The sequence below is a fragment of the Allobosea sp. GW822-FHT05A11 genome (assembly GCF_058800455.1).
Map to the genome: position 1 here is coordinate 1 of NZ_JBXAMI010000010.1, position 26,481 is coordinate 26,481.

Here is a 26,481-nt window from a genome sequence, read left to right on the forward strand (position 1 = left end):
GATGGGAGGAGTTCTGAGGCCACCAAGCCTGCGAACATCCTCGAACACGACACGCGCGGCGCCCTCAACGGGCGCCGCGCGTGTTCCGAGGAGAAATTTTTGCTCGCCGCCTCTTGTCGAGGCGCTTGATCGGCCTATCTCCGTGACAGGCGCCGGAGCTTTGCTCCATCACGACGCCGCCCTCGCACATTCAATCCGTGACGTTCCTCGACCGACTCGCTGGAGTCGATCGATGCCGCACCGCTTGCTGACAGGTCCCGACGGGGATGTCTGCGACAAGCGGTTTCAGCCGTCACCACAACAGGGAGACGAAAACCATGCAGATCAGCCAGGTTCTTCAGGCTCTCGGCCAGTTCGCGTCCGGCCTTGCGCCGGTCAGCCGTTCCGTCCGCCCGCTCGAGATCGATTTCGACACTGCAGACGCCCTCGGCCCCTTCGAACAGGCCGCCATCGGCCAGTGGAAGACCGAGGACGGGTCGATCCTGATCGACCTCCGGCCCGATGGCCAGTTCCACAAGGCCAAGCCCGCCGCCGGCGCCAAGCATGTCGGGCGTTATGCGGTCGACCGCTCGAAGCTCTATTTCGAGGGCGAGACCGGCTGGGTCGCGCTCGGGAAGCTGAAGCGCGGTACGCTCAGCATCGGCGAGAAGCGCTTCCGCAAGGCCTGACGCGTCATTGCGAGCCACTCAAATAAAGCAGGGCCGCGCTTCCGGTGGGAGGCGCGGCCCTTTTCGTAACGGCGCGAGCCTCGTCAGTAGCCGACCGTGAAGCGACGGCGGCTATGAGCCGGCTTTTCCAGCTCATCGACCAGGGCGATCGCATAGTCCTCCGCCGAGATCGAACTGTTGCCCTTGTCGTCGACCAGGAGCTGATCGGTCCCGAGGCGGAATTGTCCGGTGCGCTCGCCCGGCTGGATCAGGGCCGCAGGGGAGAGGAAGGTCCAGTCGAGGTCCTGGTCCTGCTTCAGCAGATCGAGGAAGACGCCGCCCTTCCGGGCTTCGTCGAGATAGATGGCGGGGAATTCCGGGGTGTCGAAGAGCTTCACGCCGGGCGCGACCTCGAGGCTGCCGGCGCCGCCGACCACGAGATAGCGCTTCACGCCCGACTGCTGGACCGCCGCGAGCAGGAGCTGCGGATCGCTGGCGGAGAAATGCACGGCGCTGATGACCGCATCGTGGCCGGCGAGGAGCTTGGCCAGCCCGTCCTTGTCGAAGACGTCGCCCTTGATGGCGGTGACGCCCGCCAGAGCGGCGATCTTTTCGGGATTGCGAACGATGGCGGTGACGGCATGGCCGCGGGCCGAGAGTTCGGCCAGCAGGCGCGAACCGATGAATCCGCTGGCGCCGATCAATGCGACCTTCTTGGCGACTTTCATGACAGGGGCTCCTTGTTATGGTATCCAATGGATACCTGCACTCTAATGGAACCTATCTGATCCTGCCGCGCCGCCCCGTAAAGAAGGCACTTTCACGCGACATGGTCACCTCCGGGAAACCGCCATGCTGAAACGCCCCGATCCTTTCCAGGCGCTCTGCCCGACCCGGCGCGTGCTCGACCGCATCGGCGATACCTGGGCCGTGCTGATCCTGATCGCGCTCGACGACGGCACCTTGCGTTTCAACGAACTCAGGCGCCGGATCGAGAACATCTCGCAGAAGATGCTGTCGCAGACGCTGAAGAGCCTGGAGCGCGACGGGCTGGTGCGGCGCGAGGTGTTCGCGACGGTGCCGGTGACCGTCGAATATTCGCTGACCGGGCTCGGGCGGACGCTGGCGCAGACGGTGAACCAGCTCACCCTCTGGGCGGAGGCGCATATCGCCGAGGTCGAAGCGGCCCAGCAGCGCTACGATCGCGGCGGAGCCTCGACCTAGCCCGGATTCGGGAACGCTGGCGTTTCCACCGATTTCGTGTATATGCCCGGGCAACCGGCTTAACCAGCCGGCGGCGCGACCCCTCCGCGATGAGGCGGCTCGCGGGCTTCGGACCTTGCTGGACGACATCCCGGCCTGGCCCGCCAGATCAACCCGAACACGAGGATATCCCGATGTCGATCACGGCCGAGCGCAAGACCGCGCTCATCAAGGAACACGCCACCAAGCCGAACGATACCGGCTCGCCGGAAGTGCAGATCGCGATCCTCACGGAGCGCATCACCAACCTCACCGGCCACTTCAAGTCCCATAACAAGGACAACCATTCGCGCCGCGGCCTGCTCAAGCTGGTCTCGCAGCGCCGGTCCCTGCTGGACTACCTGAAGGGCAAGGAAGAGGCCCGCTACAAGACGCTGATCGAGAAGCTCGGCATCCGCCGCTGATCGAAAGCCGACGGTTTCCGCCCGGTGCGACCTGCTCCGGGCGGCTCCTTCTCAGGTGAGGCCGCCATGGGGCGAGCCGCCTGACTGCCGCGGCGGCCGCATGGGGCGGCCCTCCCGCGTGACCCGCCGGGCGCCCAAGACGTCCATGGCAGGATCGCCGAGCGCCCGGACGCGCAATCTCGCATGATCCGGGTGTTCCGCCGTCTTGCCCATGGGCCTGAAGGCACCGGACGGGTCAAAACCCGACCGAAAGATATAAATCCATGTTCGACATCCAAACCGAAGAACTGATCTGGGGCGGCCGCAAGCTCGTCCTCGAGACCGGCAAGGTCGCCCGCCAGGCCGATGGCGCCGTGCTCGCCACCTATGGCGAGACCGTCCTGCTCGCGACCGTCGTCTCGGCCAAGGAGCCGAAGCCGGGCTTCGACTTCTTCCCGCTGACCGTGAACTACCAGGAAAAGACCTTCGCCGCCGGCCGCATCCCCGGCGGCTATTTCAAGCGCGAGGGCCGTCCGAGCGAGAAGGAGACGCTGGTCTCCCGCCTGATCGACCGCCCGATCCGCCCGCTCTTCGTCGAAGGCTACAAGAACGACACCCAGGTCGTCGTCACCGTGCTCCAGCATGACCTGGAGAACGATCCCGACATCCTCGCGATGGTCGCGACCTCGGCTGCGCTGACCCTCTCCGGCGTGCCCTTCATGGGCCCGATCGGCGGCGCCCGCGTCGGCTATATCGACGGCGCCTACAAGCTCAACCCGACGATCGAGGAGATGAAGGACTCGGTTCTCGATCTCGTCGTCGCCGGCACGCAGGACGCCGTCCTGATGGTCGAGTCGGAGGCCAAGGAGCTTCCCGAGGACGTGATGCTCGGCGCCGTGATGTTCGGCCACAAGCATTTCCAGCCGGTGATCGACGCGATCATCCGCCTGGCCGAGAAGGCCGCCAAGGAGCCGCGCGACTATACCCCGGCCGACAACTCCGTCGTTCTCGACGCCGTCCTGAAGCTCGTCGATGCCGATCTGCGCGCCGCCTACAAGATCACCACCAAGGCCGAGCGCTACAAGGCGCTGGACGCCGCCAAGGCCAAGGTCGCCTCGCTGATCTCGGCCGAGCCGGACGGCAAGACCACCTTCACCAAGGAGCAAGTCGGCGGCCAGTTCAAGGAGGCCCAGGCCAAGGTCGTGCGCTGGACCATCCTCGACGACGGCACCCGCATCGACGGCCGCGATCTCAAGACGGTCCGCAAGATCGTCGCAGAGGCCGGCATGCTGCCGCGCACCCACGGCTCCGCCCTGTTCACTCGCGGCGAGACGCAGGCGCTGGTCGTGACCACGCTCGGCACCGGTGACGACGAGCAGTTCATCGACTCGCTGGAAGGCACCTACAAGGAAACCTTCCTGCTGCACTACAACTTCCCTCCCTACTCCGTCGGCGAGACCGGCCGCATGGGCTCGCCCGGCCGCCGCGAAATCGGCCATGGCAAGCTCGCCTGGCGCGCCATCCGTCCGATGCTGCCGGCGAAGTCGGAGTTCCCCTACACGATCCGCGTCGTCTCGGAGATCACCGAGTCGAACGGCTCCTCCTCGATGGCCACCGTCTGCGGCACCTCGCTGGCGCTGATGGATGCCGGCGTGCCGCTGAAGGCGCCGGTCGCGGGCATCGCCATGGGCCTCATCCTCGAGGGTGAGCGCTTTGCCGTGCTCTCCGACATCCTCGGTGACGAGGATCATCTCGGCGACATGGACTTCAAGGTCGCCGGCACCGCCGCGGGCATCACCTCGCTGCAGATGGACATCAAGATCGCCGGCATCACCGAGGAGATCATGAAGGTCGCCCTCGACCAGGCCAAGGGCGGTCGCGATCACATCCTCGGCGAGATGAACAAGGCGCTCTCCGCCTCGCGCAGCCAGCTCGGCGAGTTCGCGCCGCGCATCGAGACGATGAAGATCCCGGTCGACAAGATCCGTGAAGTCATCGGCTCCGGCGGCAAGGTCATCCGCGAGATCGTCGAGAAGACCGGCGCCAAGGTGAACATCGAGGACGACGGCACCATCAAGATCGCCTCGGCCGACGGCAAGTCGATCGAAGCGGCGATCAAGTGGATCAAGTCGATCGTCTCGGAAGCCGAAGTCGGCGTGATCTATGACGGCACCGTCGTCAAGATCATGGAGTTCGGCGCCTTCGTGAACTTCTTCGGTGCCAAGGACGGTCTCGTCCACATCTCCGAGCTGGCCGCCAATCGCGTCCAAAAGGTCTCGGACGTCGTCAAGGAAGGCGACAAGGTCAAGGTCAAGTTCCTCGGCCAGGACGAGCGCGGCAAGATCCGCCTCTCGATGAAGGTCGTCGACCAGGCCACCGGTGAGGACCTCACCGAGAAGCTCAAGGCCCAGCGCGAGGCCGACAAGGCCCGCGAGAAGCAGGGCGCGGCCGAGTAATCGCTGCCCGCCAGCTTGTGTAAAACAGAACGCCCCGCATCGAATGATGCGGGGCGTTTTTCGTTCACGCGGCATGTCCCGCCATGTCCGGGCAGCGTCCTTGCTAGTCTTCCGTGAAAGCCGGAGTGCCTGCCGATGAAATCCTTCGCCGTTCCCGCCATTGGCGCTTCGTTGCGCTACTATGACATCGCCGGCGACGGCCCGGCCCTGCTCATGATCCATGGGCTTGGCTGCGCCTCCTCCTGCGATTATCCGACCGTCGCAGCCGATCCGGCCTTGCGGGGCCGTCGCATGCTGCTGATCGACCTGCTGGGCTCCGGCTTCAGCGATCGGCCGGAAGCGTTCGGCTATACGATCGTGGATCACGCCCGCTGCATCGTCGCGCTGGTCGATGCGCTGGAACTCCCCCGGGTCGATCTCTTCGGACACAGCATGGGCGGCGCCGTCGCCATTGCCGCAGCCGCGATACTGGGGCCGCGCCTTGGCAGGCTCGTCGTCGGCGAACCCAATCTCGATCCGGGCGGCGGCCAATTCAGCCGGGGCATCGCGGCGATCCCGGAAGCGGAGTATTGCGCCGGCGGCCAGGACGCGATCGTGCACGCAGCCCGAGCCGAGGGCAACGATATCTGGGCAGCCTCGCTCGCCCGCAGCGCCGCCTATGCGGTGCAGCGGACAGCGCGTTCGCTGGTCGAGGGGAGCGACCCGACATGGCGGAGCACCCTCGTGTCACTGCCCGTGCCGCGCACGCTGATCATCGGCGAGCTGTCGCTGCCCTATGATGATGCGGCGGGACTGCCCGAGGCAGGGGTCGAGATCGCTATCGTGCCGGGGGCCGGACATTCCATCCCGTGGGACAACCCGGCCGGTCTCGCTGCCGCCATCGCGGCTGGCTTGTCTCTGGCGCAACGTGCCGGGAGGTGATGACGCGTCACTTACAATAGTCTAGACATATGCCGACCCATGGAGACCGGCATGTCCGACCACCGCATCGCCTCGCTCGACGACCTCGCCCATGCCTATCCCAACTCGATGGCCCCAGCGTCGCTCTTCAAAGAGATCGATCATGTCGACGCGAACTACGCAGCACTGATCACCGCCTCGCCGTTTTTCGTGCTCGCGACGGTCGGTCCGGAGGGGCTGGATTGTTCGCCGCGCGGGGATCTGCCGGGCTTTGTCACGGTCCGGGACGCGAAAACGCTCCTGATTCCCGACCGAAAAGGCAATAACCGTCTGGATTCCTTGAAGAATATCCTGTTCGACGATCGAATCGGAATGCTCTTCCTAATCCCCGGTTGCGGCGAGACGCTGCGCGTGAACGGACGCGCGGAGATTTCCTGCGACCCTGAGTTGTTATCGCAGTTCGAGATGGCCGGGAAGCTGCCGGCGAGCGTCATGGTCGTCCATGTCGAGGCCGTCTACTTTCAGTGCTCCCGCGCGGTGGTGCGGGCAGAGCTCTGGAACCCGGAGCGGCAGGTCGACCGGCGCAACCTGCCCTCGCCCGGCACGATCCTGCGCGACATTACCGCGCGCAACGTCGCGGTCGAAACCTTCGACGGCCAGGCCTATGACGAGGCGCTACCCGGCCGGGTCAAGGCGACGCTGTATTGAGAGGCGGTTGTTCCTCTCCCCTCATCTCGGGCTTGCCCGAGATGAGCAGCTCAGGGTGTCAAAGTCGGCAACAGCCGACTTTGATGGGGGAAGGAAGAACTCACAGCAGCCCTTCGTTCCCGGCCAGCGTCTTCAGGCTGATATCCGGCCGGGCGCCGACATGCGAGATGATCTCAGCCGCTGCCAGCGCGCCGAGGCGAAGCGAATCGCGGGTCTCGCGGTTCGAGGTCAGGCCGTAAAGGAAACCGGCGGCGAAGAGATCGCCGGCGCCGGTCGCGTCGACCACGCGCTCGATCGGGAAGACCGGCTCCTCGATGATGCCGTCCGGCGTCACCGCCAGCGCGCCCTTCTCGGAGCGCGTGACGACCGCGAGGATGTTCTCGGCACGCAGCGCTGCCAGCGCAGTGTCGAAATCCGCGGTCTCGTAGAGGCTTTTGAGCTCATGCTCGTTGGCGAAGACGAGATCGACCATGCGGTTGCGGATCAGGCCGACGAACTCGTCCCGATAGCGGTCGACGCAGAACGAATCTGACAGGGTGATGGCGACGCGGCCACCGGCCGTGTGGGCGATCTCCGAGGCCTTGCGGAAGGCTTCCTTGGCCGCCGGCGGATCCCAGAGATAGCCTTCGAGATAGACGATATCGGCGTTCTCGACGGCCCTGGCGTCGACATCGGCGACGGAAAGACCCTGGCAGGCGCCGAGATAGGTGTTCATCGTGCGCTCGCCGTCCGGCGTGACGATGATGAAGGAGCGCGCCGTGGCCGGGCCTTCCGTCGCGTCGGCCGTGCCGAAGGCAACGCCGAGCGAGGTCAGGTCATGGCGATAGAGCTTGCCGAGCTCGTCCCCGCGGACCTTGCCGATGAAGGCGCCCTTGCCGCCGAAGGAGGCGAGGCCGGCGATGGTGTTCGCGGCCGAGCCGCCCGAGATGATCCGGGCCGGGCCCATCGCAGCATAGAGCGACTCGGCACGCGGCTCGTCGATCAGCATCATCGCGCCCTTGGTCAGCTTCTGCGCGGCGAGGAAATCCTCCTCGGCCGAAGCGAGGACGTCGACGATGGCGTTGCCGAGGGCGAGGACGTCCGTGCGGGTCTGGGTCATGGCTCTAGCTCTGTCCGGAGGGCGCGGCCCGTCGGCCGATTGGGAAGATGCTGGCCCTGTCGCATCCGCATGCCGTGCGGTCAAGCCGGGCGCTCAGGCCGGATCGCGCCGGGCGGCGGCCTCGTCGAGCATGCCGGCGAGGCGGCGCAGATCGTCGCCCTCCAGCAAGCCGATCTCGCGCGCCAGCCGGTTGGCGAAGAGCGTCGCTTCGGGATCGAGGCCGGCTGTGTCGATGGTCACGCGCGGATGCGAGAGGTCGGCGAGGCGGACGAGCTCGTCGGCCTCGTCCCAGATCACGCCGAGGAGGTGGATCGCGCCCTGGATCAGCGTGAAGGTCGGGCGGCCGCGCTTGCCGTGTTCCAGCGCCGAGAGATAGGCCGGCGAGACGCCGAGACCCTCTGCCATCTGAGCGAGGGTCATGCCACGCGCTTCCCGCAATTCGCGCACGCGGTGGCCGAAGGGCGTCACGGCCCGTGTTCCCGCAGGCGGCGCAGGCGGACATAGAGCGCACCGGAGCCGCCATGGCGCTGCTCGGCCTCCTCGAAGCCCAGGACCAGCGTGCGCAGCTCGGGCAGGCGCAGCCAATGCGGCACCATCCGACGCAGCACGCCACGCTCGTCGCCGAACAAAGCCAGCGCCGGCGCGCCCTTGCCGGTCACAACCAAGGCGATGCGGCAACCGCGTCGCTGCTCGCGGCGAAGGAAGGCGTGGAGCGCCAGATGCGCCTCGTCCTGCCGCATGCCGTGCAGGTCGATGGAGGCGTCGACGCTCTGCTGGCCGCGGCGCAGTTGCGTGCGCAAACGCCGCTCGATCGGCGCCAGCGGCGGGGCTGCGGACGGTGCAGCTTTCACCGGCAACGCCGTCGCAACGGCGCGCATGGCGGCGTCTGTCGCTAGGGGGACCGCCTGTTCGGGAACCGGCTCGGGCTCGACCGGCGCGCGGCCGGGCAAGGGCTTGACCGAGCGCGCGACCTGGCGCCAGAGCGCGATATCGGCCTCCGTCAGGGTCTTTCCGCGACGCGCGCGCATCTCAGCGCGGCCAGAGCACGGTGAAGGCGACGGGATGGCGAATCAGGCCGGCGCGATGGCCCGCCGCTGCCCCCGAGCCGACGAAGAGATCCATGCGGGCCGGGCCGAGGATAGCAGAGCCGGTATCCTGCGCGATCATCAGGCGCGCGAGATGCTCGTCGCCGCCGACCCCATCCGGGATCGTGGCGTCGATCCAGACCGGCACGCCATAGGGCCAGGCCGTACGATCGACCGCTATGCTGCGCATCGGCGTGAGCGGCAGGCCGGCGCCGCCGATCGGCCCGCTTTCGGCGGGAAGATCGTCGCGGCGGGCGAAGAAGACGAAGGATTTGTTCAGGCGGATCAGGTCGCGGGCAAAGCCGGCATCAGCTTTCAGCCGGGCGTTCAGCCGGTCCATGGTCATCTGCTCGGGCGGGATCGACTCGCGCTGGCTGAGCACGCGCCCGAGCGAGGTGTAGGGATGGCCGTTGCGACCGGAATAGCTCAGCCGCGTGACGGACCCGTCCGGCAGGCGGACGCGACCGGAACCCTGCACCTGCAGGACGAAGCGATCGACGGGATCGCGCAGCCACATGATTTCGAGCCCCTGGCCGTCGAGCGCGCCGGTCTCGATCGTCGTGCGGTCCGGGAACGGCTCGAAGCCTTTGTCGGTGCGACGCGCGGCCGAAAGCGCCTTGTCGAGGCCCGGCCAGTCATCCTCGGAGAAACGCGTCACCAGATCCTTCGGCCGGTCATAGAGCGGCGTCGGGAAAGCGTCGGAGCGGGTCAGCGAACCCTCGAACTCCGGCTCGAAATAGCCGGTCGTGAAGCCGCTTCCGCCGCCTTCCGGCCGGATGCGCCAGAACGAAAAGTTCTGCTCGAAGAAAGTCCTGGCCTGCTCGCGATCGACATTCCCGGCGGCAACCAGCGCCTTCGCCTTGTCGCAGACGGCGGTGAGCCGCTCGGGAAGCGGCACGCCTTGGCGCAACGGCGGATCGGCCATGCATCCCTCCGCGAAGATGGCGAAGGCCCTGGCGTGATCGTCCTGCGCCCAGCCAGCGAGATCTGCTGGCGAGAGCGCCTCGGCGCGGGCTCCTGGAGGCAGCGGGGGCGACGAGGCCATGGCGGTCACGGGTGCAAGGGCCAGGATCGCGGAGAACGCCAGTGCGACACCGGCGCCGCCACGCTTCACGCCGCGGATTCGGTGGCCACGAGCAGCCAGTTGGGGTCGCGGCTGCCGAGCTGGCGCGAGAAGGTCCAGATGTCGTTGACCTCCGAGACCTGCTCGGCGCTACCATCGACGACCACACCCTGCGCGTCGCGGGTGACGCTGATCAGTTGCGAGACGAAGGCGATCGTGACCTGGGCGGTCTTGCCCTTGACGTCCACGGCAGCGAGATCGGCCTTGTCGATCGAGACGAAATTCGATTCCGCCTTCTCGCCGCGCTTCTCGCGCTCGGAGATGGCCTGCTCGAAGCCGTCATAGACCTCCTTGGCGAGGAGACCCTTCAGCATCTTGCGGTCGCCGCGGGCGAAGGCGGTGACGATCGCCTCATAGGCCGCCTTGGCACCGCCGACGAATTCATGCGGATCGAAACCGGGCTCCTGGCGGATCACCGCCTCGATGCCGGCGCTGACGGGCGAATCCGGCGCGGCCAGGTCCTTCCAGCGCTCGGCCGCCGGCAGCTCCGGTGCGACCGGGTCGTTGGCGGCGCCCGGCAGGCGGATCACATTGTCGCGCTTGTCCGGTGCTTGCGCCTGATCGGGCCGCATCGGCGGCGTCTCGCGGCGGGCGAAAGGATCCTTGGGCTGCTCGTTGCCGGTCTTCTGGCCGAGCACGGAGCGCAGCTTCCAGGCCACGAAGACGGCGAGGACCAGGAAGACCAGAGTCTGCATGTCGAAGGAATTTTGCATCGAAAGCTGACCCGCGGCTCCCCGTTGTTACCCGGCCCATCCGCGTCCGCGCCGGGCCTTCACCTTCATATGGTGAGACTGGCTCGTAACATCCACCCCTCCGCTTGTGAAGGCGACTTCTTGTGCCGGCACGGCGTCCATGATAGCCGACGCGCGCGCCGCTCCATAGCATGGAGCGCAGTCCCGAGTGCCGGCAGAGGCGCGGGATTTCCCGAGACAGCCTGCCAGAATAAGATGGGACCGATGGCCAACGAACTCCCCAACGGCAATGGCGCCGGCGCCGAAGCGGCTCCGAGCCTGAACGCCCTGATCCAGTACACCAAGGACTTTTCCTTCGAGAACCCGAAGGCGCCGCGCTCGCTCGCCCAGCAGGAAGCCCAGCAGGGCCCCCAGATGTCGCTGCAGGTCAATGTCGGCTCGACCGCTCTCGCCGACGACGATTACGAGACCGTGCTGCGCCTCGAAGGCAAGGCCGAGCTCAAGGGCGAGACGCTGTTCGCCTTCGACCTGAGCTATGCCGGCGTATTCCGCCTGCAGAACATCCCGCAGGAGCACATCCACCCCGTTCTGGTGATCGACTGCGCCCGCCTGCTCTTCCCCTTCGCCCGGCAGATCATCGCCGAGGCCGTGCAGAACGGCGGCTTCCCGCCCTTCTACGTGCCGCCGATCGACTTCGCGCAGCTCTTCCAGCAGCGCCTGCAGGAGCTCGAGGGCCAGCAGGGCACCGCGACCAACTGATCGGTCACCGTACCGAAAGACCTGACGGAAGGGCCCTCACGGGCCCTTTCTTCGTTTATTGCCGATGATTGTTGTCCTTGCAGGACAACGCCCCTCTCTCCATGTGCGTGGGATCGACGGCGGACGCCCCAACCGGGACGCCCGCCTTTTCCGTATCCGATGGAGACCTGATGGACGCCCTTCTGACGCTTGCCGCCGACCCCGCCGTATGGGCCGCGCTCGGGGCACTGATCGCCATGGAGGTCGTGCTCGGCATCGACAACCTGATCTTCATCTCGATCCTGACCAACAAGCTGCCGGAGCATCAGCGTTCGAAGGGCCGCAGGATCGGCATCGGACTGGCGCTGATCATGCGTCTCGGTCTGCTCGGCACCGTCGCCTTCATCGTCAAACTCACCGCGCCGATCTTCACCGTCTTCGGCCAGGCCTTCTCCTGGCGCGATCTCATCCTGATCGCCGGCGGTCTCTTCCTGGTCTGGAAGGCGACGAAGGAAATCCATCACAAGGTCGATCCCGATCCGGAATCCGTCCTCGCAGAAGGCGGCACGCGCGCCGCGACGCTGGGCTTCGGCGCGGCGATCTTCCAGATCCTGATCCTCGACCTGGTGTTCTCCATCGACTCGATCATCACCGCCGTCGGCATGACCGAACATGTTCCGGTCATGGTGATCGCCGTCATCGTCGCGGTTTTGACGATGCTGCTCGCCGCCGATCCGCTGGCGCGCTTCATCGACAGGAACCCGACGATCGTGATGCTGGCGCTGGGCTTCCTGCTGATGATCGGCGGCACGCTGATCGCCGAGGGCTTCGGCGTGCATGTGCCGAAGGGCTATATCTACGCCGCGATGGCCTTCTCAGCCTTGATCGAGGCGCTCAACATGCTGTCGCGCCGCAGGGCGCGATAAGCCGCCCTGCACGAAAGGCGGCGCGACTTACTGGGCCGCGTCGTCCGTGATGCCGAGATAGCCCTTCCAGAGCGGCGCCTTCAGCGAGCCGAGGATGAAGGCCTCATGCGCCTTGAGCGCCTCTTCGCTGAGGCGCGGGGCCAGCGGGCGCTGACGCTGCGGCTTCTCGACCGCCGCCATGGCAAGGCCGGGGCGGCCGGCCGAGGTCTCGGCGCCGAGACCAAGCGAGGCCTGCTTGCCGCCGATCAGCTCGATATAGACCTCGGCCAGGATCTCGGAATCGAGCAGGGCGCCGTGCTTGGTGCGGCGGCCGTTGTCGATGCCATAGCGCGAGCAGAGCGCGTCGAGGCTGTTCGAGGCGCCCGGATGCTTGCGACGCGCCATCGACAGGGTGTCGACCACGAAGCCCTGCTCGATCGGCGGCAGGCCGAGCCGCTTGAACTCCATGTTGATGAAGCCGACGTCGAAGGCCGCGTTATGGATCACCAGCTTGGCGCCAGCGATGAAGTCGGCGAATTCATCGGCCACCGCCGCAAAGACCGGCTTGTCCGAGAGGAATTCTTCCGAGAGGCCATGGACGTTGAAGGCTTCGATCGGCATCGAGCGTTCGGGATTGATGTAGACGTGGAAGGTCCTGCCGCTCGGGCAGTGATTGAGCAGTTCGACGCAGCCGATCTCGACGATGCGGTCGCCGTTATTGGCTTCCACGCCGGTGGTTTCGGTATCGAGAACGATCTCGCGCATCGCTTCAGGACCTCGCTTGCGCACCGCGCCCGGGACGGCCGGCGAGCGCCATCAGGATAGAACCGACCTGCCGCTCGGCGGCCATCAGACCGTGCGACGTGTCCACAAGGAAATGGGCACGGCGGCGTTTCTCCGCGTCCGGCATCTGGCGCGACAGGATCGCGTCGAGCTTTTCCGCGGTCATGCCGGGGCGGGCCAGGACGCGCTGACGCTGGACTTCGGCGGGCGCCGTCACCACGAGGACGGCGTCGCAGCGCGCCTCGCCTCCGGTTTCCAGCAGGAGCGGCACGTCGATGATGGCGAGTTCCGCACCCTCCCGGCGGCAGCGGGTGAGGAAGGCCTCCTCCTCCTCACGCACCAGCGGATGGATGATCGCTTCGAGCCGACGCAAGGCATCGGGCTTGCCGAGCACGGCCGCGCCCAGCTTTGCGCGATCGACCGCTCCATCGATCACCGTACCCGGGAATGCGGCTTCGATCGGCGCTGCGGCCCGGCCGCGATGCAGACGATGCACGGCCGCATCGGCATCGTGCAGGGGCACGCCGCGCTGCACGAAGAGCTGCGCGGTGGTCGATTTTCCCATCCCGATCGAGCCTGTCAGGCCCAGCACGAAGGTCATGGCTGCTCCGGCGAATCAGGCCTTCAGGATATCGGCTTCGATGAGCGCACGAAGCGCCGGCGTCACCTGCGGCGTCACGCCGAACCAGCGGACGAAGCCGGGCGCCGCCTGATGCAGCAGCATGCCAAGCCCATCAACGGGAACGCCGCCACGCCGTTCCGCCTCGGCCAGCAACGCGGTCTTCAAGGGGACATAGACGATATCGTCGACGATAGTTCCCGGCCGTAAAGCGGCGAGATCGATTTCCAGCGATGGTTTGCCCTGCATGCCGAGGGCCGTCGTGTTCACGATGAGATCGGCCTCGCCGACGAGGCGGTCGCGCTTCGCCCAATCGCCCGCCTCCAGAGGATCCCCAAGAGCGGCGACCAGTTCGGCCGCGCGTTCGGGGCTGCGGTTGACGACAAGAATGCGCGCGACCCCGCGCGCCTTCAGGCCGTAGCAGATACCGCGCGCCGCGCCGCCGGCGCCAAGGACGAGCGCCGTGCCGACCCGCCCCTGCCAGCCCGGTACCGTCGCATCGAGATGGGCGAGGAAGCCGCCGACATCGCTGTTGTCGGCGATGATCCGGCCGTTCTGGCGCCAGAGCGTGTTGACCGCGCCGACGGCCCGACCGGCATCGCTGATCTCATCGACCAGCGCCATCACCGCTTCCTTGTGGGGCACGGTGACATTGCCGCCAGCGAATTCGCCCTCGCGCAGGCGGGAGATGAAGGCCGGAAGATCGACCGGCGCGACATCAATCCGCTCATAGGTACCGGGAAGACGATGCTCGCGCAGCCATTCGCCATGGATCAGGGGCGAGCGCGAATGCGCGATGGGATGTCCGATGACGAAGCAGCGAGGCGGCATGAAGGAAGTCCGTTAACCGGCGAGGCAATCGAGATCGCGCAGCGACGCGAGCACCGCAAGCAGCGGCAGGCCGAGAATGGTGAAATGGTCGCCCTCGACCTTGTCGAAGAGCTGGGCGCCGGGCCCTTCGAGCTGATAGCCGCCGACGCTGGACAGGGCAGCCGGACCGGCAACGGTCAGATAGCGCGCGATGAAATCAGGCTGAAGCGTGCGCATGGTCAGGCGTGCGGCCTCGAGGCCTTCGGCCAGCGGCGCGCCGTCTCGCGCGATGACGAAGGCTGAATGGAGCTCATGGCTCCGGCCAGCGAGCGCTGCGATCTGGCGTGCCGCCCCGGCGAGATCCGCCGGCTTGTGAAAGGCGATGCCACCGCAGGTCAGGGTCTGGTCGGCGGCCAGCACGAGGCGGCCGGGACGTTCGCGGGAGACAGCCAGCGCCTTGGCACAGGCCAGAGCAGCCGCAACCTGGTCCGCCGGCACGCCGCGATCAACCAGGGGCTTCTCGACGGCGCGCTCGTCGATCTCCGGCTTCACCACCTCGACCGGGATGCCGACAGCCAAGAGCATGTCGCGCCGGGTCGCGCTGCCGGAGGCGAGAATCAACGGCTCGGGATCGAGCCAGAGGCTGGTCGATGTGCTCATGTTGCGATGAACTTCATGCGGTGGTCGCGGAGCAGGTCGAGGATCGAGGCCGCGGTTTCCTCGATCGAACGACGGGTCACGTCGATCACCGGCCAGCCCTTTCGGGCGCAGAGACGGCGCGACTGCGTGACCTCATCGGCGACGGCTGTGGGATCGACATAGGAGGTATCGTCATCGGCGCGCAGCGAGAGCAGGCGGTTCTGGCGGATCTGGACGATGCGATCGGCGCTGGCGATGAGGCCGACGATCAGAGGCTTGCGCGCGCTTTCCAGTTCCGGCGGCAGCGGGATATTCGGCACCAGCGGGATATTGGCGGTCTTGATGCCGCGATTGGCGAGATAGATGCTCGTCGGCGTCTTGGAGGTCCGGCTGATGCCGACCAGGATGACGTCGGCATTGTCGAGATCGCCGCCCATCTGCCCGTCATCATGCAGCAGCGTGTAGTTCATCGCGTCGATGCGTCGGAAATATTCGGTGTTGAGCACATGCTGCGCCCCCGGCTTCGGCGCCGACGCCTGGCCGAGATAGGACTGGAACAGCGAGAGCACAGGCTGCAGCACCGACAGGCAGGGACAGCCGAGCTCGCGGCAGAAATTCTCCAGTTTCTCCTGCCATTCCGGCTCGACCAGCGTGTAGAGCACGACGCCGGGGGATGCCTCGATCTCGGCGAGGACGCGGGCAAGCTGCGCCTCGGAGCGAACCAGCGGATAGACATGCTCGATCGCCGAGACGGTTTCATATTGCGCGGCAGCGGCCCGGCTGACGGCGATCAGCGTCTCGCCGGTCGCATCCGAGACCAGATGCAGATGGAAATAATTGCGGACCACGGCATCCCCCGGCCTGAAGCGTGTTTATCCTCTAGCGCGCTTTGAGCGCGACCGGAATCACCGCGACGAGAATTGACGCAGCTGGCGTTTCCCTCCCGCGGTTTCGGAACGACCGGGTTATCCCGGGCCGTGGGGAGCAGTGTGGACAACCGAACAGGAAACGCAGGCCGAGTGGCGGCTCTGTATAACCCGCCCGAACCATCAACAGCCGCCCGGCTGTGAATGGTAAACAAAGTGTTTCACGTGAATCATTTTGAAAGACGGCGAGCTGTCCGCCGAATTCAATTCGTTAATAAAGCCTTAACCGGTGACCGAGGCCCCGCGCGGCCCGCGACTCGCTGTCCCAGTGGCTGTGGATCGGTTGTGGACAGAATTGCGGCGGGCTATCTCCCTGCCTCCAAGAGTCAAAACAAAAGATTCTCTCTAGGAATCTTATTTAAGAAATAGCGGGATGGATGGCCCGTCAGGCATGACGACACGCGAAACCCCTGCCCTGATCCGTGTGCTCGGCGGTGAAAGCCTGCCGACCCCTCCGGTCTGGCTGATGCGCCAGGCCGGGCGTTATCTGCCGGAGTACCGCGAGCTCAGGGCCAAGGCCGGCAGCTTTCTCTCGCTTTGCTACGATCCCGAGCTGGCCGCCGAGGTGACGCTCCAGCCGATCCGGCGCTTCGGCTTCGATGCCGCGATCCTGTTCGCGGATATCCTTCTCGTGCCGCAGGCGCTCGGCCAGAAGCTCTGGTTTGCCGAGGGCGAAGGACCGCGGCTTGAACCCGTGGCCGACGCGACCCGCTTGGCGGAGATCGATCGCGTCGCCGATCAGGCCAAGCTGGATTCGATCCCGGAGACCGTTCGCCGGGTCCGGGCTGCCCTGCCCCGCGAGACCGGCTTCATCGGCTTCTGCGGCGCGCCCTGGACCGTGGCGACCTATATGGTCGCCGGTCGAGGAACACCGGATCAAGCACCGGCGAAGGAGCTTTTCGAACGCGACCCAGCCCTGTTTCAGGCGATCATCGACCGGATCGTGACCTCGTCCATCGCTTATCTGAACGCGCAAATCGCGGCGGGCGTCGATGCCGTCCAGATCTTCGACAGCTGGGCGGGTGCGCTCGGGCCGGAGGATTTCAGGCGCTGGTGCATCGCGCCGACGCGACGGATCGTCGAGGGCGTACGCGCCATGCATCCGCAGGCGCGGATCATCGGCTTTCCGCGCGGGGCCGGGCACCTGATCCCGGACTATATCGCAGGCACGGGCGTGGACGCCGTCGGCCTCGAAACCGATATCGACCGGACCTTCGCCCGAAATGAGATCCAGTCCAGGGTCCCGGTGCAGGGCCATCTCGATCCGCTGGTGCTACGCGCCGGCGGTGACGCGCTGGAGCGGGAGGTGGATGCCATCCTGACAGCCTTCGGCGATCGGCCCTTCATCTTCAATCTCGGCCACGGCATTCTGCCGGATACGCCGATCGCGCATGTCGAGCGCTTGCTGAAACGGGTACGGGGCTGAGGGCTGAGGCAATGTACGAGTGGATCAAGGCTTTTCATGTCATGGCCGTCATCTCCTGGATGGCCGGCATGCTCTATCTGCCAAGGCTGATGGTCTATCACGCGGAGGCGCAGACCGGCTCGATCCAGTCCGAGACCTTCAAGATCATGGAGCGCCGGCTGCTCAAGGGCATCATCAACCCGGCGATGATCGCCACCTGGGTGCTGGGCCTCTACCTCGCCTGGTCTGCCTTCGGCTTCAAGGGTGGCTGGCTGCACGGCAAGCTGCTGCTCGTCTTCATCCTCTCCGGCATCCATGGCATGCTGGTAAAGCACGTGCGTAACTTCGCGAACGACAGCAATGTGAAGTCGCCGCGCTATTTCCGCATTCTCAACGAGATCCCGGCGCTGCTGATGGTCGGCATCGTCATTCTCGTCATCGTGAAGCCGTTCTGAGGCCTTTCGCGCTTTCCCGCTTGAGCCCCGGGCCGATTCCCGCTATCAGGACGCTGCGCTTCTCCAGCGTCCTCCCTTGTTGTCGACTGTTCATGAGCCGCCTGCCTTAGCAGCAGCTCATGTCGCGCAACCCAAGCGCAGGTCCGGCCAGGACCGATAAGTCGATCAATCCAGTACCATCCCAACCCCTGCCGGTTCGCAGGGCGTTCATGATCCGGGTGCCCCATGCGGGAAATCAAGCTTCAAGAGCTCAAGAGCAAGTCGCCGACCGAACTCCTGGCCTTCGCCGAGGAAGTCGAGGTCGAGAACGCCAGCACCATGCGCAAGCAGGAGTTGATGTTCGCCATCCTGAAGCAGCTTGCGGCGCGGGAGACCGAGATCCTGGGCGAGGGCGTTGTCGAGGTCCTGCAGGACGGCTTCGGCTTCCTGCGCTCCTCCGATTCGAACTACCTGCCAGGGCCGGATGACATCTACGTTTCGCCGTCGCAGCTCCGCAAATTCGGCCTGCGCACCGGCGACACCGTCGAAGGGCCGATCCGCGGGCCGAAGGATGGCGAGCGCTATTTCGCCCTGCTCAAGGTCAACTCGGTCAATTTCGAGGACCCGGAGAAGATCAAGCACAAGATCCATTTCGACAACCTGACGCCGCTCTATCCGGATGAGCGCCTGAAGCTCGAGGTGCAGGACCCGACCAAGAAGGACTTCTCGCCGCGGGTCATCGATATCGTCGCGCCGATCGGCAAGGGCCAGCGTGCTCTGATCGTCGCGCCGCCGCGCACCGGCAAGACGGTTCTGCTTCAAAACATCGCCCAGTCGATCACCACCAATCATCCCGAGTGCTATCTGATCGTGCTGCTGATCGACGAGCGGCCCGAGGAAGTCACGGACATGCAGCGCTCGGTGAAGGGCGAGGTCGTCTCCTCGACCTTCGACGAGCCGGCCTCCCGCCACGTCCAGGTCGCGGAGATGGTGATCGAGAAGGCCAAGCGCCTGGTCGAGCACGGTCGTGACGTCGTGATCCTGCTGGACTCGATCACCCGCCTCGGCCGCGCTTACAACACCGTGGTGCCGTCTTCCGGCAAGGTCCTGACCGGTGGTGTCGACGCCAACGCCCTGCAGCGTCCCAAGCGCTTCTTCGGGGCGGCCCGCAATATCGAGGAAGGCGGCTCGCTGACGATCGTGGCGACCGCGCTGATCGATACGGGATCGCGCATGGACGAAGTGATCTTCGAGGAATTCAAGGGCACCGGCAATTCCGAGATCATTCTCGACCGCAAGGTGGCCGACAAGCGGATCTTCCCGGCGATCGACATCATTAAGTCCGGCACCCGCAAGGAAGAGCTCATCACGCCGCGCTCGGATCTGCAGAAGACCTATGTGCTGCGCCGCATCCTCAACCCGATGGGCCCGCAGGACGCGATCGAGTTCCTCCTGGATAAGCTGCGCCAGACCAAGCAGAATTCGGAATTCTTCGATTCGATGAATACCTGACCATCGGCACGACCGGTTTCGGCGTTCGATTCGCCGCCGTATCGACCCGACCAGGGTCGTGCGGCGGCGAAATTGTTTCAGCCTACCCGCAAACCCGACGCCCGGATGTCCGGCCGCATCGCGAAGTCGTCCGAGGTTTGACCTAAGACCCCCGCCGCCCGGCTGCCGTCTCGACCGGCGGCATCGAGCCTCGTGCAGGACACAGCCCGGCTCCGTCATCGATTCGGCAGCGAAACGGCGGCCTGCCATGTCTCGCGCAGCAAGCAGCGCACGCCCGGCTGACCGGGCTCTCCGGTCACTTGCGCGATGGAACGCTATCGGTGCGAAGCAGTACTACCTGCAGCGACCGTCCCGCTGATTGCCGATCCGCCGATCTGGTTCAGCCCATTGAAGATACTAAATTTTCAGAGGGGAAGCGCTTGCTGCTGCGGTAGTGCCGGACGGCTGGAAATGCCGGTAGTGCCGGGTAGTGCCGTGATCTCGAGCATATGGATTCGGGCCGACGCAGCCTCGCGAGTGCTGCGTGTTGACGGGTTCAGGTTCTGGCGGCTGATTGCGCGAGCGGGAGGCGAGGTCCTGTCCGCTTCGCGGCTGGCTTGATGTTGGCAAAGGCCTCGTTCATGACGGCTGCGATCGCAGGGCTCGCGGAGGAACTCGACAAACAATGACGGGCTCGGACATCCATCCCACCATTGTGGCCCTGTCATCAGCGCGGGGCAAAGCCGGAGTGGCGGTGATCCGCGTGTCCGGAAGCCTGACTCGATTCGTTCTCGAAACGATTGCAGGAATCATACCCGAGCCCCGCGTGGCGACCCTGCGAAGACTGGTCGATGCCGCAGGGGATACGATCGACAGCGCGCTCGTCCTGTTCTTCGCCGCACCTGCCAGCTTTACCGGTGAGGACGTAGCCGAATTTCATGTCCACGGCTCTCGCGCAGTCCTGGCGCGTCTCCTTGCCATTCTGACCGCCTTGCCTGGCGTGAGGCTGGCCGAAGCCGGAGAGTTCACGCGGCGGGCCTTCGAAGCGGGAAAGCTTGATCTGGCTGCGGTCGAGGGCCTGGCGGACCTGATCGATTCGGAAACGGAATGGCAGCGCCAGCAGGCGCTGCGCCAGATGGATGGGGCCTTGAGCGGCTTCGCCACGAGCTGGCGCCATTCGCTGATCGATGCCATGAGCCTGCTCGCGGCCGAACTGGATTTCTCCGACGAAGGCGACGTCTCCGGCCCGCTGCAACAGCAGGCGCTGGCGCTGGCGGGAGAGGTGCTGGCCTCGCTGCGCGTGGCGCTGGGTAGCTTTGCCATGGGCGAGCGCGTCCGCGAAGGCTTCGTCGTGGTGCTGGCCGGACCGCCCAATGCCGGCAAGTCCAGCCTGCTCAATGCGCTCGCGCGGCGCGACGTCGCGATTGTCTCGCCGATTGCGGGGACAACGCGCGATATCCTGGAGGTGCGGCTGGATCTGGCCGGGCTCCCGGTCATCCTGATCGATACCGCGGGCCTGCGCGACAGCGCCGATCCGATCGAGGCTGAAGGCGTCCGGCGCGCCCGGGCACTCGTCGCGCGAGCGGATCTCGTTGTCGCGCTGCGTGGAGTCGATTCGGAGCCGTATCGAGTCGAGAGCACGGCCGAATTGCTTCAGATCGCCACGAAAGCCGACCTTCCGGGGCCGGTCCTGCCCGGTGAACGGGCGATTTCCGTCAAGACCGGTGCGGGTTTGACCGATCTGCTTGCCGAGATCGTCGCGCGTCTTCAGCAGCTTGGATCGGGCGAGCCGGCCCTCCTGACCCGCGAACGCCATCGCATTGCCGTCACCGACGCGGTTGCCGCGCTCGAGCGGGCGGTGATGGCGGGCCACGGACAGGGAGAATTGCTGGCCGAGGATATCCGTGTGGCCGTCGTCGCGCTCGAGCGGCTTGTCGGCCGGATCGACGTGGAGGACGTGCTCGACAGGCTTTTCGCGGGATTCTGCATCGGAAAGTGAGGCGGCGGCCGGGATCGGCCCGCGCTCTCCGCGATTGTCGTTGACCCGCCCGCCGGGCTTCGCTAGCGAAATCGCATGTCAATTCATCGGCAGCATTACGACGTGATCGTCGTCGGCGGCGGCCATGCCGGAGCCGAAGCCGCCGCCTCTGCGGCGCGCTACGGTGCGCGCACGGCCCTGGTGACGCACAAGCCGGAAACGATCGGCGTCATGTCCTGCAACCCCGCCATCGGCGGGCTCGGCAAGGGACATCTCGTTCGCGAGATCGACGCGCTCGACGGCATCATGGCGCGGGCCGCCGATCTGGGCGGTATCCAGTTCCGCATGCTCAATCGCCGGAAGGGCCCGGCTGTTCGGGGTCCCCGCGCCCAGGCGGATCGCAAGCTCTATCGGCAGGCCGTTCAGGACCTGCTGGCGGCGCAATCCAATCTCGATATCGTCGCCGGCGAGGTTTTCGACCTGGAGGTGGAAGCTGGCCGCGTTGTCGGCGTGGTCCTGGCTGATGGTCGTCGATTCGCAACCGGAACGGTCGTGCTGACGACCGGCACCTTCCTCCGCGGCCTCATCCATATCGGCGAGAAGCGAATTCCGGCCGGGCGCGTTGACGAGGCGCCCTCGCTCGGCCTTTCCGCGACGCTGGAGCGCCATGGCTTTCCGCTTGGGCGCCTGAAGACCGGGACGCCGCCCCGCCTTGACGGGCGCAGCATCGATTGGGCCGCGCTCGAGATGCAGCCCGGCGATGAGCCGCCGGAGCCGTTTTCAGCGCTGACAACCGCGATCACCAATCCGCAGATTTCGTGCGGGATCACGCGCACGACGCTGGCGAGCCACGATCTCATCCGCACCAATCTGCATCGCGCACCGATGTTCTCCGGCCAGATCGAGGGGCGGGGGCCGCGCTATTGTCCGTCGATCGAGGACAAGGTCGGGCGCTTCGGAGACCGCGATGGCCATCAGATCTTCCTCGAACCCGAGGGGCTCGACGACGACACGGTCTATCCGAACGGCATTTCGACTTCGCTTCCCGAAGACGTCCAGCTCGACCTGCTGAAGACGATACCCGGCCTGGAACGGGCCGGGATGCTGCGGCCGGGATACGCGATCGAGTATGATTTCGTCGATCCGCGCGCCTTGAAGAACACGCTGGAGACGCGAGCGATCGCGGGGCTGTTCCTCGCTGGCCAGATCAACGGCACGACGGGCTATGAAGAGGCTGGCGCGCAGGGCTTGCTGGCCGGCCTCAATGCCGCGCGCAGGGCCGGTGCTGGGGAGCCGGTCGTGTTCGATCGGACGCAGTCCTATATCGGCGTGCTCGTCGACGATCTCGTGACGCATGGCGTTACGGAGCCGTATCGAATGTTTACCTCGCGGGCGGAATTCCGCCTGTCTTTGCGCGTCGACAATGCCGATGAACGATTGACGCCGCTAGGCTTGCAGCTTGGCATCGTCGGGTCAGCCCGGCAGTCGGCTTTCGAAGCGCGCAACCGGGACATCTCGGCGCTGCGCGAGACGCTGAAAGGCTTCTCGCTGACGCCGCAGCAGGCGCAAGCTGTCGGTCTGCAGCTCAATCACGATGGGTCGCGGCGCAGCGCCTACCAAATTTTGTCCTATCCGGATGTCACGTTCGAGCAGTTGTCTTCGGTCTGGCCGGAGCTGACGGACTATCCCGCTCCGGTCGTGGCGCGGGTAACGGCGGATGCCGTCTATTCCGTCTATCTCGATCGGCAGGCGGCCGAGATCCAGGCCTATCGCCGCGACCAGTCTCTGAAGGTTCCGGCCGATCTCGATCTCGATGCGATTTCGGGTCTGTCGAACGAACTGAAGCTCAAGCTGGCGGCCCAGCGCCCCGCCGATCTGGCCCAGGCGGGCCGGATCGAGGGGATGACGCCGGCCGCCCTGACCTTGTTGGCGGTCCATGCCCGGAAGGGCCGTGCCGCTGCGTTTTCCACAGGCTCGACGTGACTGTTGATAAGGACGACAGGCAACGCGCTTTGCGCTTGACGCCTGTTTCACGTGAAACAGAGGAGCGCCTGGCGCTTCTGGTGGCGGAGCTCGGGCGCTGGCAGGCCGCGAAAAACCTCGTCTCCTCGGCGACGCTCGCCGAGGTCTGGACGCGGCATATCGCGGATTCGCTGCAGATCTTCGGATTGGCCGAGGGGCGCGAGCGCTGGCTGGATCTCGGCTCCGGCGGCGGTTTTCCGGGGCTGGTGATCGGCATCTGCCTGGCCGAGCAGGGCAAGGGCCAGATCGACCTGGTCGAGAGCAATGCCCGGAAATGTGCGTTTCTGCGCCATGCCGCCCGCATCACCGGCGCTCCGGTCAAGGTCCATGCGGCCCGTATCGAAGATGTGATCGGCGATTTCACCGGCAAGGTCGATGTGGTTACGGCCCGCGCGCTGGCTCCCCTGCCCCAATTGCTCGGCTGGTGCGAAGAGCTGTTGAGAACCGGCACGCTCGGTCTCTTTCCCAAGGGACAACATCTAGATGCGGAATTGACCGACTCAGCCAGATATTGGAAGATTCAGGCGACAACGGTTTCCTCCGTGACTGATGATGCCGCGCGAATCCTGGTGGTGCGCTCGGCGGAGAGACGAGCCGATCGATGACTGAGCTCACATCCGTGACGACACCGCGCCGCCCGCGCGTGATCGCGCTCGCGAATCAGAAGGGCGGGGTCGGCAAGACGACAACCGCGATCAATCTCGGCACGGCCCTAGCGGCCATCGGCGAGAAGGTGCTGATCGTCGATCTCGATCCGCAGGGAAACGCTTCAACGGGGCTTGGCGTCGACCGCCGCAACCGCAAATCCTCGACCTATGACGTGCTCTGCGGCGATGTCGGGCTCGGGCAGGCTTTGCAGCCGACGGCGGTTCCCGGCCTGTCACTGGCGCCCTCGACGCTCGATCTGCTCGGCGTCGAACTCGAGATCGCCTCCTCCAAGGACCGCGCGCATCGACTCAAGAATGCGATCGACGAACTGGTCTACGACCAGCGCTGCCAGGACCTGACCTATATCCTGATCGATTGCCCGCCCTCGCTCAGCTTGATCACTATCAACGCGATGACGGCTTCGGATGCGGTGCTGGTGCCGCTGCAATGCGAATTCTTCGCGCTGGAAGGCCTGAGCCAGCTGCTCAAGACGGTTGAGCAGGTCAAGGCCGGCCTCAATCCGCGCCTGATCATCCAGGGCGTCGTGCTGACGATGTTCGATCCCCGCAACAACCTGTCGGGTCAGGTTATGGCGGATGTGAAGAGCTTCCTGGGCGACAAGGTCTATGAGACCGTGATCCCTCGCAATGTGCGGATCTCCGAGGCGCCGTCCTATGGCAAGCCGGCGCTGCTCTACGATCTGCGCTGCTCGGGATCGCAGGCCTATCTGCGACTGGCTTCGGAAGTGATCAAGCGCGAGCGCGCTTTGCGGGCCGCGGCCTGAGTTTACAAGTTAGAGATTAATGAGGATGGCGATGGCCGAAGAACAGGGGCGTTCCCGCCTTGGCCGCGGTCTGGCGGCGCTGATCGGCGATGTCGGCGATGAGATCGGGGCGATCGAGCGGGCGCGCGGGCAGCGCCGCGTTCCCGTCGAATTCCTGCGGCCGAGCGCCCGCAATCCGCGCCGCAATTTCGTGGAAGTGGATCTCGATGATCTGACTGCCTCGATCCGCGAGCGGGGCATTCTGCAGCCCATCATCGTTCGTTCCATTCCCGGAATGATGGACGCTTACGAGATCATTGCCGGCGAACGCCGTTGGCGTGCGGCGCAACGGGCCGAATTGCACGACGTTCCGGTTATTCTGGTCGAGGCCGATGATCGCGAGGCGCTAGAAATCGCCATCGTCGAGAACGTACAGCGCACGGATCTCAACGCGATCGAGGAAGCGGCCGGGTATGAGAGGCTGATCGCCGAATTCAACTATACGCAGAACGACCTGGCACGCGTCATCGGCAAGAGCCGCAGCCATGTCGCCAACACCCTGCGCCTGTCGAAACTGCCCGAGCCGGTGCGCAAGCTGGTTAGCGAGGGCGCGGTGTCGGCCGGCCATGCCCGTGCGCTCCTGTCCGTTTCGGACCCGGAATTCATGGCGCAGAAGATCATCGACGACGGTCTGAGCGTTCGCGATATCGAGCGTATCGTGCAGGAAGAGGCACGCGGCGAGACCAAGAGCGCCGTGGCGAGCAAGCCGAAGGCCGTGAAGGACCCCGATACGCGGGCCCTGGAGAAGGCGCTGGAGGAGGCGCTCGGCCTATCCGTCTCAATCGGGCATCGGGCGAACGGCGCGGGCGAGGTCAAGATCGGGTACAAGACGCTCGAACAGCTCGACGCGCTCTGCCATCGCTTGAAGTCCTGAGCTACTCCGCTCTAGCGGCACGCCCGAGCCGGGCCAGTGTCCAGAGGGCGCGGGTCGCAATGGCCCGACCCATCTCGGCATTCTGTCGTGTCGCCAGCACCGCATTGCCCAGAAGACCGATGGCCTCGCTCAGTTTTGCGCTGGACCAGGCATTCAGCGCGGCCTCCGTGGTCGCGATACGCGGATAGGGCAGGCGCATCGTCGCGACGACATCCCGGACGCTGCGCCCGGCATCGATGCTCTGGCGGGCCTTCAGAAGCGTGATGGCCTGCCGCAGGACGGCGCCGAGCATCACGCCGGGGTCCAGCCCCTCGCTGCTGAGCTTGGCCTGGGCGAGGTCGAGCACCGGCAGCTTTCCCGCGAAAACCGCATCGACCAGCATCGCCTGCTCCCGCTGCGCGGTGTCGCCGACGATGGCATCGACATGCTCGACCTGAACGGCCGGGTCCGTGCCGACGTAGAGCAGCAACTTCTCGATCTCGCGGCGCGAGGTCTGGCGGTCGCCGCCGAGCAGCCCTGTCAGGTGGTCGCGCGTTGTCCGGTCGATCGACTTGCCGGCCCCCTGGACCATGTCGTCGATGATCGAGCCGAGGTCGCGCGCTGCATCGCCATAACAGGGCACGGCGAGTGCCGTCTTGGCCTTTTCGCAGGCGGTGCGGACGGGGTTGTTGCGCTGCAGATCGCCGGCTTCGACGATGACCAGCGCATCCTGCGAGGGCGTGGCCAGCAGCGGCGCCAGGGCGGCCAGCAATGGCTTCGAGGTCGGCGAGACGCGGATGGCGCGGCGGCCGCCGAAAAGGCCGATCGTGTTGGCCTCGTCGGCGAGCTTCAGCGGATCGGAAGCGACGGCGTCGCCGTCCATCCTGACGAGCTGGAAAGCGTCCTGAGGGTCATCGACGCTGGCCCGGGCGAGGCCTGCCGCACGTTCCGAGACGAGGCCTGCATCGGGGCCGTAGATCAGGATCAGCCGCCAGGCGGGATCGAGTCGTGCGAGGCTGCGCTCGGCCTCGTGCGCCTTGATCGCAACCAT

General features: G+C 65.8%; 28 protein-coding genes. 16 read left to right on the forward strand and 12 right to left on the reverse strand.

Annotated features, from left to right (window positions below):
* The first annotated feature begins 317 nt into the window (after positions 1-317).
* A complete protein-coding gene (locus AC1RLU_RS25945) occupies positions 318-668 on the forward strand; it encodes an Atu4866 domain-containing protein (protein WP_061966648.1) in 351 nt (116 codons plus the stop codon).
* Positions 669-751: 83 nt separating this feature from the next.
* Here the strand turns inward: AC1RLU_RS25945 and AC1RLU_RS25950 are convergent, their stop codons facing one another.
* The gene (locus AC1RLU_RS25950) at positions 752-1,375 is read right to left on the reverse strand and encodes an NAD(P)-dependent oxidoreductase (protein WP_492798947.1); all 624 of its coding nucleotides are present in this window, start codon (positions 1,373-1,375) and stop codon (positions 752-754) included.
* Positions 1,376-1,499: 124 nt separating this feature from the next.
* On the opposite strand from AC1RLU_RS25950, the gene AC1RLU_RS25955 reads away from it, so the two are divergent.
* From AC1RLU_RS25955 to AC1RLU_RS25975, 5 genes are all read left to right on the forward strand, one after another.
* Positions 1,500-1,871, forward strand: coding sequence for a winged helix-turn-helix transcriptional regulator (locus AC1RLU_RS25955; protein ID WP_492798948.1), 372 nt, complete (start codon positions 1,500-1,502; stop codon positions 1,869-1,871).
* Between the two features lie 173 nt (positions 1,872-2,044).
* A complete protein-coding gene (gene rpsO / locus AC1RLU_RS25960; RefSeq protein WP_061966650.1) occupies positions 2,045-2,314 on the forward strand; it encodes a 30S ribosomal protein S15 in 270 nt (89 codons plus the stop codon).
* A gap of 263 nt (positions 2,315-2,577) precedes the next feature.
* A complete protein-coding gene (pnp, locus tag AC1RLU_RS25965; RefSeq protein WP_492798949.1) occupies positions 2,578-4,749 on the forward strand; it encodes a polyribonucleotide nucleotidyltransferase in 2,172 nt (723 codons plus the stop codon).
* A 135-nt stretch (positions 4,750-4,884) separates the two neighbouring features.
* Positions 4,885-5,670, forward strand: a complete 786-nt coding sequence (locus tag AC1RLU_RS25970) for an alpha/beta fold hydrolase (protein WP_492798950.1) — start codon at positions 4,885-4,887, stop codon at positions 5,668-5,670.
* 51 nt (positions 5,671-5,721) lie between these two features.
* Positions 5,722-6,357 carry a pyridoxamine 5'-phosphate oxidase family protein gene (locus AC1RLU_RS25975; RefSeq protein ID WP_492798951.1) on the forward strand — a complete coding sequence of 212 codons (636 nt, stop codon included), beginning with the start codon at positions 5,722-5,724 and terminating at the stop codon, positions 6,355-6,357.
* A gap of 100 nt (positions 6,358-6,457) precedes the next feature.
* Here AC1RLU_RS25975 and AC1RLU_RS25980 read toward each other — a convergent pair whose 3' ends face one another.
* From AC1RLU_RS25980 to AC1RLU_RS26000, 5 genes are all read right to left on the reverse strand, one after another.
* Positions 6,458-7,456 carry an adenosine kinase gene (locus AC1RLU_RS25980; RefSeq protein ID WP_492798952.1) on the reverse strand — a complete coding sequence of 333 codons (999 nt, stop codon included), beginning with the start codon at positions 7,454-7,456 and terminating at the stop codon, positions 6,458-6,460.
* A 93-nt stretch (positions 7,457-7,549) separates the two neighbouring features.
* Positions 7,550-7,924, reverse strand: a complete 375-nt coding sequence (locus tag AC1RLU_RS25985) for a helix-turn-helix domain-containing protein (RefSeq protein WP_061966655.1) — start codon at positions 7,922-7,924, stop codon at positions 7,550-7,552.
* Positions 7,921-8,484: a Smr/MutS family protein gene (locus AC1RLU_RS25990; protein ID WP_061966656.1), complete on the reverse strand. Its 564-nt coding sequence runs from the start codon at positions 8,482-8,484 to the stop codon at positions 7,921-7,923. Before AC1RLU_RS25990 ends, AC1RLU_RS25985 begins: the two co-directional genes overlap by 4 nt.
* Position 8,485: 1 nt before the next feature.
* Positions 8,486-9,655 (reverse strand): murein transglycosylase A, encoded by a 1,170-nt coding sequence (gene mltA, locus AC1RLU_RS25995; protein WP_492798953.1) that lies wholly within the window; start codon positions 9,653-9,655, stop codon positions 8,486-8,488.
* A complete protein-coding gene (locus tag AC1RLU_RS26000; protein ID WP_492798954.1) occupies positions 9,652-10,377 on the reverse strand; it encodes a Tim44/TimA family putative adaptor protein in 726 nt (241 codons plus the stop codon). Before AC1RLU_RS26000 ends, mltA begins: the two co-directional genes overlap by 4 nt.
* Positions 10,378-10,620: 243 nt before the next feature.
* Here AC1RLU_RS26000 and secB point away from each other — a divergent pair, with 243 nt between their 5' ends.
* Both secB and AC1RLU_RS26010 read left to right on the forward strand, forming a co-directional pair.
* Positions 10,621-11,115, forward strand: coding sequence for a protein-export chaperone SecB (secB, locus tag AC1RLU_RS26005; protein ID WP_061966659.1), 495 nt, complete (start codon positions 10,621-10,623; stop codon positions 11,113-11,115).
* Positions 11,116-11,285: 170 nt separating this feature from the next.
* Positions 11,286-12,020, forward strand: coding sequence for a TerC family protein (locus tag AC1RLU_RS26010; RefSeq protein WP_091862802.1), 735 nt, complete (start codon positions 11,286-11,288; stop codon positions 12,018-12,020).
* Between the two features lie 27 nt (positions 12,021-12,047).
* Here the strand turns inward: AC1RLU_RS26010 and dnaQ are convergent, their stop codons facing one another.
* The 5 genes from dnaQ to AC1RLU_RS26035 are packed head-to-tail and all read right to left on the reverse strand — an operon-like array spanning position 12,048 to position 15,698.
* Positions 12,048-12,764: a DNA polymerase III subunit epsilon gene (gene dnaQ / locus AC1RLU_RS26015; protein WP_492798955.1), complete on the reverse strand. Its 717-nt coding sequence runs from the start codon at positions 12,762-12,764 to the stop codon at positions 12,048-12,050.
* A 4-nt stretch (positions 12,765-12,768) separates the two neighbouring features.
* Positions 12,769-13,383 (reverse strand): dephospho-CoA kinase, encoded by a 615-nt coding sequence (gene coaE / locus AC1RLU_RS26020; RefSeq protein WP_061966662.1) that lies wholly within the window; start codon positions 13,381-13,383, stop codon positions 12,769-12,771.
* Positions 13,384-13,398: 15 nt separating this feature from the next.
* Positions 13,399-14,232 carry a shikimate dehydrogenase gene (locus tag AC1RLU_RS26025; protein ID WP_492798956.1) on the reverse strand — a complete coding sequence of 278 codons (834 nt, stop codon included), beginning with the start codon at positions 14,230-14,232 and terminating at the stop codon, positions 13,399-13,401.
* A 12-nt stretch (positions 14,233-14,244) separates the two neighbouring features.
* Positions 14,245-14,871, reverse strand: coding sequence for a Maf family protein (locus AC1RLU_RS26030; RefSeq protein ID WP_492798957.1), 627 nt, complete (start codon positions 14,869-14,871; stop codon positions 14,245-14,247).
* Complete coding sequence (locus AC1RLU_RS26035; RefSeq protein ID WP_061966665.1) at positions 14,868-15,698, reverse strand: pyruvate, water dikinase regulatory protein; 831 nt, start codon at positions 15,696-15,698, stop codon at positions 14,868-14,870. Before AC1RLU_RS26035 ends, AC1RLU_RS26030 begins: the two co-directional genes overlap by 4 nt.
* A gap of 469 nt (positions 15,699-16,167) precedes the next feature.
* On the opposite strand from AC1RLU_RS26035, the gene hemE reads away from it, so the two are divergent.
* From hemE to AC1RLU_RS26075, 8 genes are all read left to right on the forward strand, one after another.
* The gene (gene hemE, locus AC1RLU_RS26040) at positions 16,168-17,202 is read left to right on the forward strand and encodes a uroporphyrinogen decarboxylase (RefSeq protein WP_492798958.1); all 1,035 of its coding nucleotides are present in this window, start codon (positions 16,168-16,170) and stop codon (positions 17,200-17,202) included.
* Complete coding sequence (gene hemJ, locus AC1RLU_RS26045) at positions 17,199-17,636, forward strand: protoporphyrinogen oxidase HemJ (RefSeq protein ID WP_492799003.1); 438 nt, start codon at positions 17,199-17,201, stop codon at positions 17,634-17,636. Before hemE ends, hemJ begins: the two co-directional genes overlap by 4 nt.
* A gap of 225 nt (positions 17,637-17,861) precedes the next feature.
* On the forward strand, positions 17,862-19,127 hold the full coding sequence (gene rho, locus AC1RLU_RS26050) for a transcription termination factor Rho (protein WP_061966668.1): 1,266 nt from the start codon (positions 17,862-17,864) through the stop codon (positions 19,125-19,127).
* Between the two features lie 679 nt (positions 19,128-19,806).
* Entirely contained in the window at positions 19,807-21,105 is a 1,299-nt protein-coding gene (gene mnmE, locus AC1RLU_RS26055) for a tRNA uridine-5-carboxymethylaminomethyl(34) synthesis GTPase MnmE (protein ID WP_492799004.1), read from the forward strand.
* A 75-nt stretch (positions 21,106-21,180) separates the two neighbouring features.
* A complete protein-coding gene (mnmG, locus tag AC1RLU_RS26060) occupies positions 21,181-23,067 on the forward strand; it encodes a tRNA uridine-5-carboxymethylaminomethyl(34) synthesis enzyme MnmG (protein WP_492798959.1) in 1,887 nt (628 codons plus the stop codon).
* Between the two features lie 29 nt (positions 23,068-23,096).
* Positions 23,097-23,711, forward strand: coding sequence for a 16S rRNA (guanine(527)-N(7))-methyltransferase RsmG (gene rsmG / locus AC1RLU_RS26065; RefSeq protein WP_492798960.1), 615 nt, complete (start codon positions 23,097-23,099; stop codon positions 23,709-23,711).
* On the forward strand, positions 23,708-24,538 hold the full coding sequence (locus AC1RLU_RS26070) for a ParA family protein (protein WP_061966672.1): 831 nt from the start codon (positions 23,708-23,710) through the stop codon (positions 24,536-24,538). Before rsmG ends, AC1RLU_RS26070 begins: the two co-directional genes overlap by 4 nt.
* A gap of 31 nt (positions 24,539-24,569) precedes the next feature.
* Entirely contained in the window at positions 24,570-25,451 is an 882-nt protein-coding gene (locus tag AC1RLU_RS26075) for a ParB/RepB/Spo0J family partition protein (RefSeq protein ID WP_454035195.1), read from the forward strand.
* A gap of 1 nt (position 25,452) precedes the next feature.
* Here AC1RLU_RS26075 and holA read toward each other — a convergent pair whose 3' ends face one another.
* On the reverse strand, positions 25,453-26,481 hold the full coding sequence (gene holA, locus AC1RLU_RS26080; protein ID WP_492798961.1) for a DNA polymerase III subunit delta: 1,029 nt from the start codon (positions 26,479-26,481) through the stop codon (positions 25,453-25,455).